The organism is Winogradskyella poriferorum (assembly GCF_036553625.1).
Lineage (GTDB): Bacteria > Bacteroidota > Bacteroidia > Flavobacteriales > Flavobacteriaceae > Winogradskyella > Winogradskyella poriferorum.
The window spans coordinates 647,150-660,568 of the sequence record NZ_JAZHOU010000002.1 but is presented as its reverse complement, the minus strand read 5'-3'; the positions used below and the strand labels follow the sequence as shown (position 1 = coordinate 660,568).

The following is a 13,419-nucleotide window of genomic DNA, read 5'->3' as shown; positions in this document are numbered from 1 at the left end:
TTAATTTATAGTGCTGATTTTTATAATCTGTAGTAACTCTGACTACTACCTTTAGTACAAGGACAATTACTGGCACTTTGCATTAAGTTAAGACCAATAGTAACAACATGCGTTCCTGAATTAAAACCAGATAAATCGTTGAATGTTAACTGATAAGAATATGCAAAGTAAAGTTTATTATGAAGTATACCTGCCATAGGACCAAGGTTTAAAGGATCTAAAAACTGATCGTTTAAGAAACGGTAAGAAGCACCAATCCAATAGTAATCTCCATTTCTGTTAAACTTTCTGTACTTAAAATTAAGGTCTGTAGCAGAACGATTGTCACTATCAAAAAACTGAAAGAAAACTGAAGGTTCAAACTCTACATATTTATTATGCTTTGGTGTAAACACATAACCCGAATAAACCTGATAGTTCAACAACAATCTTGGCTCAATGCCACCTGTAAAATCTTCGGTATCCTTAGATACTAGATTGTTCGCATTAAAACTTAAATAGAAATCTTTCCAACGGTAAAGCAAACCAGCATCAAAGTTATTGTTGCTAACAGCTCTATCTCCATTAATAGCTGGATCTAAAATTGGAATAGCATAATCATCATTGAAGTTTTCGATGTCGATTCTAAAATTATTGATGTTATACGATAATCCAAGGGATAAGTATTGTTTAGATTTCCAATCTAAAATTAAGTGATGTGCAAAAGATAACTTAAGACCTTTTTGCCGTGTGTTACCATTTTTATCATTGTATGCAGATACACCAATACCAGAACGATTAGATATTCTAAAATCTGCATAAATGGATTGGTTATCTGGAGCATCTTTAATACCAACCCATTGCGTTAATCCGTTTGCTCTAATTTTTAAATTATCTCCAATACCAGCATAGGTTGGTGAAATTACAAAATCATTATCAGCCAAGTATTGTGTCCAAACAGGTAAATTAAGCTCTTGGCTAAAGCCATGAGCTACAGTTAGGAATAGTATGTATATTAAAATTCTTTTCATCTTAGTAGGTTTAGTTCATTAGATTAAGGGGTTATCTGTATAGCGTAAAGTGGCCAACAAATTCTTTATTGTAATTAGAATCATTTGTTTTGACTACAAACCAATAGTCACCCGTTGGTAGTTCATGACCATTGTATCTGCCATCCCAAACTTCACCAACTCTGTAGGTTGCTATTTTACGACCATAACGGTCAAAAATATCGAAGGTTAGGTTAGGATAGTTGTCCACACAGCCAGGTGCCCAAGTATCATTTTCCAAATCACCATTTGGTGTAAACCAGTTAGGTATACATGGTCCAACAAATTCAACTTCAATTTCTGCTTCAGCAATACAACCAGCACTATCTGTAACTGTTACAACATAGACACCAGTCTCGGTAATATTATACGTATTTGTACTACCGTAGTTTTCATCATTCATGGTAAAGGTGTAATCTCCAGTTCCACCAGTAGCACTTGCTATGATTTCATTAAGCTCACCTTCAGTTAAGGTTAAGGCAACAGGCTCATAACCTTCAATATCAAACAACTCTGTTCTTTGAATACAACCATTAGTATGTCTTACGTCTATGTAATGTTCTGTTCCTACAGGCACATTTTCAAACACATTACTTAATTGATAGTCGCCACCATCCAAAGAATAATCAAATTCTGATAATTCTTCATCAGATACATCAAGTATTACAGTTAACATATTACTTTGCGCATTATTATCGCAGGTATATTCTAAAGTAATTTCAGGATTAAAGACTATAGGCTCAGGGAATGTGATGTTCCATTCAGATTCACAACCCTGTGCATCTCTTACATAAACGATATGATCACCTCCTTCAAGATTGGTAAAATCGAATACCGTTTGTGTTGCACTTCCTGTTGTATAAGGGCCTTCATAACTATCAAGACTTACACTGTATGGTAGATTTCCACCATCTATTTCAATACTGAATTCACCATCACCATCACCAGCACACAATTCTGGGAAGAAAGCATCTGGTAATATGGTAATAATTACAGGCTCTGGATCTACAATTGTAAAATCGAACGTTAAATAACAACCCAATTGATCTTGAACAATTATAGTATAGTCTCCAGCCGAAAGGTTTTCAAAAGTATTAGTTTCAAAAAACTGATTTAATTGTGGTGAAATTGCATATTGAATTGTACCAGTTCCACCAGTAGCAGAAACGATTACAGAGCCATTATTGCTACCAGCACATGTAATGTTATTAACTTCAATTGTTGCGTCTAATGCCGTAGTAGGCTCAGTAATTGATATTGGTGCAGATGTTACTTCACAATCTCCACTTTCTACCATGACCAAATAATCACCTGCTACTAATTCTGTAAAATATCCAGGTGTATTTTGAGTCGCATTTATAGTTGCACCAGATGTATCTTGAAGTGTGTAACTATAATCTCCTAATCCACCTTGAGCTGTGGCTAAAATTGATCCAGTATTGTCACCAGCACAATTAATAGTAGGATTAGAAGATTCTAGATTTATTACTAACTCAGGTAATGGATCAACTGTAATATCGTTAGATACGTTAGAAATACAACCGTTAGCATCTCTCACGTAGTAGTTATATGTACCTTCAGGAACTGAGAATGTTGTAGAAGAAGCAAAACTTCCTATAACTGTTGTAAAATCAATAGTACTACTATACTCGTATGGTCCTGTTCCTCCTGAAGCACTGAGTGTTAATGTAGATTCAGTTAAACACGTTTGTGTTGTTGTTCTTACTAAATTAACATCGAGTGGAGTAGGATTTTCAATTATAATCTCTAAAGACGTCATTTCACATTCAAAACCATCAGTAATGGTTACTGTATACGTTCCTGCTCCTAAATCGTTAAACACGTTAGACGTTTGTGGACCAGAAGAACTTGCAACTGGCGAAATTGTATTTAAAGTATATACATAGTTGCTGCCTTGCCCACCAGAAACCATATCTACTGTTATACTAGCATTCTGATCACCAAAACAATCTAATACAGTAGTACTTGGCGTAAATGTTGCTGTAATTGGATCTGGTAAACTAAGAGTTATTGTTTCTGAAGCAATACAACCTTCAGCATCTCTAACATTTACTGTGTATGTTCCAGCTGATAAATTTTCGAATACACTATTTGAAGAAAAAGCAACAGTAGCATCACCTGTTAATTCATATTCATAATTGCTCCAACCACCATCTGCAATAGCTGTTATTGTACCTTCACTGTCTGTACACGTTACGTTTGAAGATTCAATAAGGTTTAAAGTTAAAGCCTCTTGTGGTGATGTTATAACAACACCTGCTGAATTAGAACAATATGGGAAATCTGTTTGAGTGATTACAACATTAAAACTACCAGCTTCCATACCTGTTACCGTCAATGGATTTGTAGCTGTGTTAGCATTTATAATACCTGTAACAGATGTTCCAACACTATCAAATACTTCATAAGTATAAGCACCTGTAAAGTTTGTGATGTTAATGTCGAAGGCACCTGTATTGTCACCAAAACATGTTACACTATCAGATGTTAATGTAAATTGCGGTGAAATTGGCTCGCTTACTGAAATTGTAGTTTCAGAAGTACAAGACAATACCGTATCCGTAATTGTAATTGTATAAATACCTGAAGGTACACCAGTAAAGGTGTTACCAGATAAACTTACTGAAGCAGGACTAGGAGAAATACTATAAGCATAAGTACCAGAACCACCAGATCCTGTTACTGTAATTTCACCATCATCATTATTACAAGACGGCATTGCAGTAACATCTGCAACAACATCGATTGGTTCAGCAACATCAATAGTTACCAAATCAGAACAACCATTAGCATCTTGAATTTCTATAGTATGTGTACCTGCAAATACATTAGAGATTGTGAAAGGTGCAGACTGTGTTTGAAAAGCACCTCCATCTATACTAAAACTATATGGTGAGGTACTTGGTGTGTCTAAATTGACTACAATTTCATAATTACCATCTTGTAGCTCACAAGCATTAGTTACTGAAGCTGATATTTGAGGTGTGTCATCCATATCAACAATGGTAGCAGGACTTGTTACAATACATCCATAAGCATCTAAAACGTGAATGTAGTAAGTACCTGCATCGACATTAAATACACTTGTAGCGTCCCAACCAGCATCAGTAGCTAGTGGAGCAGTAGCAGTTGTCGTGATTTGATATTGATATGGTGCAGTTCCGTTTTGTCCTATGGCACTAATGACACCAGAGTTTGGATTACAATTAGCATTTTGATCAACAGAAACCGTTAAATCCAAAGCTACAGGAGATTCAAGAATTTCGAATATTTGTGAAGCTGTTTCACAGCCATTAAAAGAACCAGAACCGTTTTCTGTAAACACTAAGTAATATTGACCAGGCGATAATGTTCCTGGGTTTGGGGTTGTAACCGTTTCAGGAGTACCAAATGTTACCGCAATAGTGTTTGGTCCATCTACCAATTGATTATCATAAGCTGAATAGATGGTGTAATCAACAGAGGTTGTTGTGCTATCAAAATTATCTATTGTAAAGGTCACACTTCCATCAGCTGCACCAAGACATGTAACATTGTTTGGAGCTACAGTAGAAGTTAGGGTAGAAGCAGGATCTATGGCTGCATCTGCAGACTTTACGAAGTAACAATCTGTCACTAAATCATGAACAACAAAGGTATAAACCACACCAGGAATCAAGTTGGTAAAGGTTCTTGTATCTCCACCTGGAGTATCTGGTGGTAAATAACTTGTTGTATATGGGATAGTATTGAACTCTAAAATTCCAAACTCATAACTACCACTACCTACAGCAGATACAGCAGTAACTTCAGCAGTACCACCTGTTGTACAATCTGGAACAGAAATATTAACATTAATAATTAAATCTGATGGAGGTGAAGCCATCGTTATTTGTTGAGACAAACTACAACCATTAGCATCTACTACATTAACAGTATAATTTCCATAGTTAATAATATTGAATGTATGATCTTCATTTGAAGTCGCATTATATGGGTTGCCAGGAATAACATCACCAAAATTGTTGGAAATAAAATAGGTAAATGGTGCTGTACCTCCAGCAATATTTTCAACTGTAATAGAACCTAAAGAAGAACCTCCAGGATTATTACAAGTGATATCTACTTTACTTAAATCGAAAGTGATGGCATCTGGCTCAGAAAGTGTTATGTTTTCTGTTGTTGAACAAGAGTTGGCATCGGTTATAGTAATGGTATATGTACCAGCAGTTAAACCAGAAGTTTGTGTGCCATAATCAGTTCCTGTAGTGTCGTTATTTACATTAATAGTAAATGGAGGAGTACCAACAGTGTTATCTATAGTAATGTCTATAGAGCCATTTGCATCTCCATTACAAAGTATAGGTTGACTTTCAACAACTGCACTAAAAGCAGGCGGTGAAATAGGATTTACTGTTATAACACCAGATTCAGCAGTACAACCATTCGCATCCGTCACTTGGAATTGATATGTACCTGCTGTGGCAGTATTATAAGTAAATGTTGAAGGAGTACTTCCTAAAGCACTATAAGGTGCACCATTGAAAGAAACTTCATAAGTATAAGGAGCAGTACCTGTGATGGTTCCTGTTAATTCAGCATCTGGAGTTGCAGTACAGTCTAAAGTTTCAGTAAGTACAACATTTAGAGTTGGACTTGGTATAGGATCTATAGTATATGATTCGCTATAGGTACAATCATTTTCATCTCTTACCTGAAACGTATACATATCTGGTGCAAGACCAGTAAACACATTTGAAGTTTGATAAGCTGTTGCTGCAGAAGCTGGAGCTATAATTTGATATTCTAAAGTACCATTACCGCCCACAACATTAGATATTGTAACATCGCTAGTTAATGCAGGACAGGTTACAGGAGTACTAGTGAAATCCATGTCTGTTGGAGGATTTAACGCATCTATAGTAATAGTGTTTGTAACAGCTGTACAAATATTAGTATCGCTAATAGTGATGGTATACGCACCTTGTGTTAAGCCTGTGAATACATTACTGGTTTGAAAATTAACACCATCTATACTGTATTCATAAGGAGGATTTCCACCAGAAACACTTGTTACAGTTATTTCACCAGTGCCATTACAGGTAAAAGGTGCTGACAATTCTGCTGTTCCAGAAATGGCTGCATTTTCAATAATAGTTACAGTTTGAGGATCTGTTGTACAAACCGAAGGACCTGATGTGTATTGTAAAACAACATCGTAGTTTCCTGCTGCTAATCCTGTAAAGAATGATGCGTTAGAGAATGTAGTTCCGCCATCAATACTATACTCAATAGCATTTCCGTTTGGATTGGTAACATTTATCGTAATGGTACCAGTATCTCCTGTACCACCACATAAAATATCTGTTGATGTTACATTAAATTCTGGTGCAGGAATTTCATCTACCGAGATTGTAGTCGTCGCTGTACAGTTATTAGAATCAACTACAAGAATATCAAAAGTTCCTGCAGAAGTTACTACAATTTCTGGTACAGTTTGAAAATCTGTAGAACCATTAATAAAGTAGAAGTAAGGAGGTGTTCCTCCTTCAGGATAAATGGTTATTTCACCTTCAGTACAGGTTAACGGTACTGTTACAGCAGCAGTTACTGTTAATAAAGGTGGCTCAACAATAGTTACATCTTCCGTGTATAAACATCCATTTTCAGTTTCTACTGTTACTGTGTAGGTTCCTGGATTTAAATTTTCAAACTCATATGTGTTTTCCATTATTGGGCCAACAGAGTTTACCACAGTTCCGTTTTCACTTAATGTAAAAGTGTATTGTGGATCTACATCATTAGCAGCGAGTTGTATGCTTCCTTTATCACCAAAACAAAGCGGTTGAGACACTGTAGAAGTTACTGTAAAATCACGTTCTCTAATTAAAACATCTGGAACAGAAAAAATACAAGGATTAGTTGGTACACCAATTTGTCTTACATAAACTTGATAAGTACCAGGTGTTGTTACTGTAAATACATTACTCGATTGATAGTTGGTACCATCGATACTAAATTCGTATCCAGAAGGCACATCGTTAACTGTAATACTACCTTGAGTTGTACAAATGATATCAGTAGAAACAACAGTTGGTACTAATAAGTTCTGATAAACATTAAAATAGAATCTGTTGAAACAACCTCCAGGATAATTAATAGTTAGTCTAAACTGACCAGCAGCATTTGCTAGAAAATCTGCACCTGTCGCGACTTCATTCCAAGTACAAGCAGCATCTTCGTTAGCACAATCTGGATCAGAAACAGCAGCACAACTAGATTCGTCTAATTGTTCCCAAATAATTGAAATAGAATCTGAAATATTAGTTTCTATAAATCTTGAATCATCCGCACCACATAAGAAAATGTTTGGTAGTAATTTACCATCGTTAGGACAAGTTACAACTTCATCAGCATAAGGAATTACTGGGTTTTCAATATCACCACCAAAAAGTTCAACTTCATAAATTTGCTCAATAGATTGACAAGGCGCAACAGCAGTATTGAATGAATAATAAGTTCCGGTTGCATCAACTGTAATGGTTTGAGTGTTACCAATAACAGGTGTTCCTGTTGGACTTGTAGACCAAGCATAAGAATCATAACCATTGGCAGCAGTAAGTTCTACAGTATCACCACAAAGAATGATTTCTTCAACAAATTCACAATCTAAATCTGCTAAGAAGTTAGTTGCCTGCGGTGTCAATAAACAGCCTGTATTGCTATTCAAACTAGGATCATCTGTAATTTGAAATGTTGGGTTATAAAATCCATTATAAGTTGCATAAGCTTGGTTGTTAATAATATTTGAACATGCATCAGCCAGATCACCACAACTATTAACTACTTGTACTTCAATTCGAATTTCATATTTCGGATCATTTTCTTCTACGAGTGAGTTATCTATATCAAAAACCAGTTCTCTAGTTACGGGATCGTAACTAGCAACTGTTACACCAGGCGGAAGAATTAAATCTGTCGGATGGTTGTAAATAATATTAATTGGTAAAATGTCTCTAATCTGAAAATTAGTCGCATTATCATTACCTACATTTTGAAACCCTATGACATAATTTAATTGAGCGCCAAGATCTACCAATTGACCACCAATATCGTTGCCAGCATCATCTTCAACAATTTTAGTAAGTACTATATCTGGTTCAATGATTTCTACAGCAAAAGCAAAGAAGTATGGGAAATAAGTATCGCCACTTGTTTCTAATCTAATTGTACCAGACGTTGCGTCATTGGCTATTACAGAGTTTCCTGGATTGGGAATGGCAATTGTACCTGTATCAAAACCAAGTGTATTTGTACTATTAGGTACACGGTTGTTAACAGGTGTTGCATCTAATTGTGTTACGGAACTATTAAAAAAGTTACTTACTGGTCGATCTGCTGTAGATAAACTAACACCATTTAATCGCAATCTATCTCCTAATATTGGACTGTCTCCTTCTAATGTGGCAAACGCAAAATTAGCTCTTACAGGAGCAGGAGCAGGAACGGTTCTAAATCCGTTAACAGGAATATCTAAGTTAGGGTTTCCACCAGGAACACTAATGGCGCTGAACCCATCAAAACTAGTGATGGATTTACCAGGAAGTGTTGGGTCTTCATAAACAATAAATAAAGACCAACCTGCAGATTGACCTGTTCCGTTGTATGGGTTGAAATTTGCGGTCTCACCAACACCAGAAGATACATTTGCCACTGTATATGTGCCTAAGTCCGCACCAGACCCAAAACTCGTTACAAAATCTGTAACATCTGCAAAACAAGCGTAAGAAAAACTATCTCCACCATCAATAGATGAGCCGTTTGCTTCAAAAATAACAGTACCAGTAACATCATTATATGCACCTGTTGGTCCTTTTATTTTAACTTCAGTGATAGGTTCGCTACCAGGATTTACGGCTCCCCAATATAAGCCTGCATATATAATTCGGTAACAATTAGGATTCGGAATTTCTAAATCTGCGCTAGATGAACTAAAGGTCGTAGGATCTGTGTCAATGTCTATATATTGCATATTAACATTGTGATTGTAGACACTACCATTGTTGAATGCTTCATTATTTGGACCCAGAATATTATTCCCAATTAATACTATGTCTCCTTTTAAATCTTCATTGAATCTTGGTGTAAATGGCACGTAATTTTGCGCATAACTGACAATGCCAAAGCAAAGTGCCAGTACGACTATTAATGCTCTTGAAAAAGTAGGTTTTTTCATGATACTTGGTTTTACTTCCATACATATCCTTGGGGCAAAGCATATGTAAAGAATGGCTTAACTTATTAATTTTCTATTTTCACGAGGGACATTTTCACATTATACGGTCTGTTTCCTTTATTTTCCATCGCTCTATTGGCAGCGCTTATGCTGTCAAATTTGTCATAATAAATATAATATTTACTACTACTGACATCGTAGAAGAAATCTACATTAGTACGACCAGAAGCTATGACCTTAGTTAAAAATTCATTTCTCTTATTTATATTACTATGTACAGCAATTATTAGATAGTAACCACTTTCTGTATTGCTAACATTCTTTAAAATTTGAATATTTTCACTCTGCTCTAGACCGAAATCAAAATCATCAGAAGTGTATGGTGTCTCAGCCAACTTTGTAGTTCGCTTTATATTTTGAAGCATCGCTCGATCTTGCGCATACCTGTCTTGCTCATTATCGTATGCTGCTCGTTTAATTCTTCTTCGCTTTTCAAACTCAGTAGCTTCTTTTATTAATTCTAACCTATTATTAAGTTGTAATCTTAAAGTTTTGGCTTCTGCTTGTTTAAGTTTTAAATTTTCTATTTTCTTTCTGTAGAATAGATTGACTTCATCTAACTTTGTTGTTTTATAGCGTTCTTCATAAAGTGAATTTAAAGAGTCTATTTTCTGTGATTGTGATTCAATTACAGCATCTAAATCAGACTTTATAGCATTAAGTTTATTGTTCTCGGCGGTAACACTTTTAAAAGGTTTTGGTTGTACAGTTATACCTTGATCGCTTAAGTCATTTTCTTCTTTTAAGTCTTTTAAATCTTCATCCTTTATATCAACAATTTTTTCAAATTCTTCAAGAAGTTTATTCTGTTGATCATTAGTTGATTCTGCATCTTTTGTAAGAGAAGCAATAGTTTTACCAATCTCATCTTTTGGATTTTCTATTAATTCCTCATTCGCTTTATTGTCAGTTTCTTCTTTAGCTTGTTGTTCATCTAATAATCTTGCTTTTTCAGCAGCTTCTTCTTTAGCCTTTTGTTCTGCCAATGCCTTCGCTCTAGCTTCAGCTTCCTCTTGAGCTTTTCTTTCTGCTTCCGCTTTGGCTTGTTGCTCAGCTAATAATCTTGCCTTTTCGGCTGCTTCTTCACGAGCTTTCTGTTCTGCTAATTGTTGTGCCTTAGCTTCAGCCTCTGCTTCTTCTTTAGCCTTTTGTTCTGCCAGTAACATTGCTTTAGCTTCAGCCTCTTCTTTTGCTTTTCTTTCGGCTTCTTCTTTAGCTTGTTGCTCGGCTAATAATCTTGCCTTTTCGGCTGCTTCCTCACGAGCTTTCTGTTCAGCTAATTGCTGTGCTTTAGCTCTAGCTTCAGCTTCCTCTTTAGCTTTCTCTTCTGCCAATGCCTTAGCTCTAGCTTCAGCTTCTTCTTGTGCCTTTCTTTCGGTTTCTTCTTTGGCTTGTTGTTCAGCTAATAATTTTGCTTTTTTAGCGGCTTCCTCACGAGCAAGTTTTTCTTTAGCTTCTCGCTCAGCTTTTTCTTCTGCAAGTTGTTTTGCTTTTGCTTGTGCTTCAGCTAACGCATTGGCATCAGTTTCTTTCTTAGCTTTTTCAGCAGCTTCTCTGTCTAATTTGGCTTGAGCTCTACGTGCTGCTGCACGTTCTCTTATACCTGCCAATTCTTCTTCTGATGCTTGTACAATTGGTTTGATTCGTTTTTTAGTGAATAATCCACTAACGTCTTCATCACCACTATAATCGTACTTCTTTTTTGTGATGAATCTGTAAGCCAATGTAACCTCATGAGAAGATCCAAACTCTACGAGCTCACCAATAGACTTTTCAATATTATATTCTAAAGCAATATTTTTGGTAACATTAAGACCTAATCCACCAGATACGCCATAAAGATTGTTATAACCTACCTGAAACCAAATTCCCTTAGGAACATTTAACGTTGCTAAACCAGATATTATGGTCTCATCTTGTCTAAATTCTGACATTAGTATACCTGAGAATTTAGTGTCCTTAAAAAAACCACGACCATCAAAGAAGCCTGTGTGCATTACATGTGCTTTGATACTTTGTTTTGGGTCATCTTCTACCATAGAAGAAGTCTCAATATTATATAAAACCAAATTGTTTATAGAAATACCAAAGTCTAAAAACTCAGTTCCGTAGTTGATACCTGGATTTACTGTTAGCAAGAAGTTTTCAGGTACATTTTGAAGAGAAGGGTCATCAAAGTTTGTTACAATATTAGATGTGTTTACACCACTTTTGTAAGCAGCAGCATTTAGTCCAAAAGTTAGGTTACTATCAGTGCTTAATTTTACGTTATATGCAAAATTTATTAAGCCACCAAACGTAGTTAATACACCATAATTTTGCTGAAAAGCAGCAACACCAGCACCTATATTTTCCGAAAAACGACCAGAGTAACTTCCTAAAAACATTTCTGGAGCATTATCAAACTGAATCCATTGTCTTTTGTTATTAAAACTTATGTATTTATTCTGTTCTCTAACAAAAGTGAAGGTAGGGTTGATGTTGTAACGGTTAAAAACCAAAGAGTTTCTTATTGGTAAATCAAAAGAAACAACTCCATCATCTTGCTGAGAAAATGCCATTTGAGAGGCTAGGGTCAATATGAATAGTATCAATAGATGTGTTTTCATGCTATTTGACTATGGTTATTGATCCTTTTTTTACGTTACCTTCTACTGGTGTAATGATGTAGTAGAATACTTTATTGACACTTGTAAGATTTAAATCATCTTCTGGCCAGTTATTTTGATAATCTAAGGTTTGAAAAACGACTTTACCTTGCTCGTTTAGTATCATTACCTCAGTGTTGGTTCCTGTTGTGTATTGTAATGGAATTACCCAAGTATCATTAATAAAATCTCCATTTGGACTTATAACATTTGGAATATTCGGAACATCTGGGAAAGGTTCTACACCTCGCTCTATAACAAAATCATAAGTTCTAGAACCATTACAACCTACAGTTTCAGTAATTACTACACTGTAGTTTCCTAATTCTGTGGCTTCATAAGAATTTTCAGTAGCTTCTGTAATAACTTCATCATTTAAATACCATGTGAATTCCGGACTAACAGCATCTGTCGTAATTTCAATATATAGTGTTTCGTCCGTCAGAATTTGATTAACTTCATCTACATTTATTTCACTGTAAAAAAGCTCACTTACTAGATCTATAGTACCTATTGCTGAGCATTCTCCTAAATCTACCTGAACTGAAAACGTACCAGACTCGTCAGTTTGGTACATTTGATTTGTTGCATCTGGTATTTCAACTCCATCTTTAAACCATTGATAACTATTACCACCAACAGTACTTAATGTGGTAAGACCTTGTTCTGGGCAATAAGGATTTCCAAGACTAGATGATATCGTAACGTTTCCTTCACCAGAAGTAGTAACTTCACTAATCGTTACTCTATTTGAAAATGAGTTTGAAGTACATGTGCCATAGTTTGTTTCTACAAAATAGGTTCCTTCTTCATCAACGAGCAGAGAAGATCCTTCAGCAACAAAAACAGATGTAGTAGGACCTGTTTCTTTATACCAGTTAAAAGTTAAAGAAGGATAATTTAATGGAGAATCATTGTTTCCACTTCCTGGATTATCTATAGTTAATAGATAACTGCCACCTGTACAATATGCACCAGTTGATACTAAATTATTGATTGTAAATGGTGAATCCTGAAGCTTGTAATATGCTGCAAATGGAGTAGAAGGTGTGCTCGTTGCGGCAGGAGCACTACTTTTAATTCTGATTCTATAACTCTCACCAGCTGTAGTTTGTGGTATTGAAAAATCTATAGTTGCAGGTGATGTAGTTATTGATCCTGGTGAGGACGTATATATCACTTCTGCACCTGAAAAATCACCTTCAGCATCTGATAATTCTACAGTAAATTGATTTGAAGCGTTTAACGCACTTTCTGGTGAAAATACAAATGAAACACTATAGGTGTTGAAAGAATCACTAGCGCATGCCTGACTAAAACCTAGATTAGGCTGACCAATAACCAGCTGTGCCTGCACTTGTTCTAAAGAAAGAAAAGTTACAAACACGCAGAGGGAGATAAGCAGTTTATTTAGTTTAGTTGTTTGAGGCATAATGCTTATTGTAAT

Annotated in this window: 4 protein-coding genes; all 4 read right to left on the bottom strand. The window is 35.6% G+C overall.

Annotation, left to right across the window (positions count from 1 at the left end):
- Positions 1-20 precede the first annotated feature (20 nt).
- Positions 21-1,010 (bottom strand): PorP/SprF family type IX secretion system membrane protein, encoded by a 990-nt coding sequence (locus V1468_RS09165; RefSeq protein WP_331809938.1) that lies wholly within the window; start codon positions 1,008-1,010, stop codon positions 21-23.
- Between the two features lie 31 nt (positions 1,011-1,041).
- A complete protein-coding gene (locus V1468_RS09160) occupies positions 1,042-9,264 on the bottom strand; it encodes a T9SS type B sorting domain-containing protein (RefSeq protein WP_331809937.1) in 8,223 nt (2,740 codons plus the stop codon).
- Positions 9,265-9,329: 65 nt separating this feature from the next.
- A complete protein-coding gene (locus V1468_RS09155; RefSeq protein WP_331809936.1) occupies positions 9,330-11,933 on the bottom strand; it encodes a PorP/SprF family type IX secretion system membrane protein in 2,604 nt (867 codons plus the stop codon).
- A gap of 1 nt (position 11,934) precedes the next feature.
- Positions 11,935-13,404 carry a T9SS type B sorting domain-containing protein gene (locus V1468_RS09150; protein WP_331809935.1) on the bottom strand — a complete coding sequence of 490 codons (1,470 nt, stop codon included), beginning with the start codon at positions 13,402-13,404 and terminating at the stop codon, positions 11,935-11,937.
- Positions 13,405-13,419 lie beyond the last annotated feature (15 nt).